The sequence below is a fragment of the Micrococcus sp. HSID17227 genome, from assembly GCF_003989405.1.
GTDB lineage: Bacteria > Actinomycetota > Actinomycetes > Actinomycetales > Micrococcaceae > Micrococcus > Micrococcus luteus.
Map to the genome: position 1 here is coordinate 1 of NZ_RBLN01000401.1, position 1,179 is coordinate 1,179.

The 1,179-nt window shown below is 77.1% G+C and carries 2 pseudogenes; both read right to left on the bottom strand.

The window, feature by feature from the left end:
* Positions 1-833 (bottom strand): annotated as a pseudogene (locus D8M29_RS12225) (hypothetical protein); the annotation flags it as partial.
* Positions 834-993: 160 nt separating this feature from the next.
* Positions 994-1,179 (bottom strand): annotated as a pseudogene (locus D8M29_RS12230) (hypothetical protein); the annotation flags it as partial.

A 1,179-nucleotide genomic window follows, 5' to 3' on the forward strand; every position in this document is an offset into this window, starting at 1 on the left:
TTCGACGCCCGGGCCAGCTGCTCGGCCCGGGCGTCGAGCTCGGCCTGCCCGGCCTCGAGCTCGGCCCACCGGGCGTCGAGCTCGGCCTGCGCGGCCTCGAGCTTCTGACGCTGTGCGTCGAGCTTGGCCTGGCCGGCCTCGAGGCGCTCCGCCTGCTCCTCGAGCTCGGCGCGGCCGGCGTCGAGCTGCTCCTGGCCTTCGGCCACCTGCTGCTCGGCCTCCCGGAGCGGGGCCAGGGCCTCGGCCGGCAGGGCGTCCAGGCCACGCTCCTCGAGGTCGGCGCGCGCGGCGTCGAGCTTCGCCTGCCCCTCCTCCAGCTGGGCGGCGGCCTCGGCCAGGCGCTGCTCGCCCGCGTCGGCCTCGGCCGTGCGACGCTCGAGCTCGGCCCGGCCGTCCTCGATCTCCTGGCGTCCGTCCGCGAGTCGCTGCTCGCCGTCGGCCAGCTCGGTGCGGCCCTCGTCGAGCCGGGTGCGGGCGTCGTCCTGCTGGGCCTGGGCCTCGAACGGGTCCACGACGCCCTCCACGGCCTCCTGTTCGGCGACGTCGTCCAGCAGGGCGGTGATCTGCTCGCGCTGGGCGTCGGTCAGGGGGGAGCCGTCCTCGGTGGTGAACACGACCTGGCCCCTGCCGCGGGAGGCCTCGGGGAACTCCTCCTTGAGGCGGTCCGTGACCTGGGCGGTGGGCGTGCCGGGGATGGTGACGGTGGAGGAGAGCGTGCCGCCGAAGGCGAGGAACCCGCCGACGGCGAGGGCCAGGACGAGCACCCAGGCGAGGATCACGAGGAGGGGGCGGCGGGCGGCGCCGAGGCCGAGACGGTAGAGCAGTGTCGCCATGGGAAGGGGAGGTCTCCGTGCGCTGGGGTGGGACGCGGCCGGACGCGGCGCGCCGCCTCCGATGCTACACCTAAGCGGAGCGAACCGCTCCGGTCCCGGCGCGGGCACCCGACCGGCCCGCACGCAGACCCCGACGCCCCGGCCCCGGGCACCGCCGCCGTCAGGCGGAGGGCGGGTGCAGGACCAGGTCCGCCGCGGCGCGCGGGGCATGCCGGGCCAGGTAGTCCTCTTCCTGTGCGGCCCAGCGGTCCCAGTGTGGGGCGAAGGTCTCGCCGTCCCGGGCCAGCGCCCGCGTGCGCCGCGCGGGGGTCTCGAGCTCGAGCCACACCGCCAGGTCGAGCAGCGG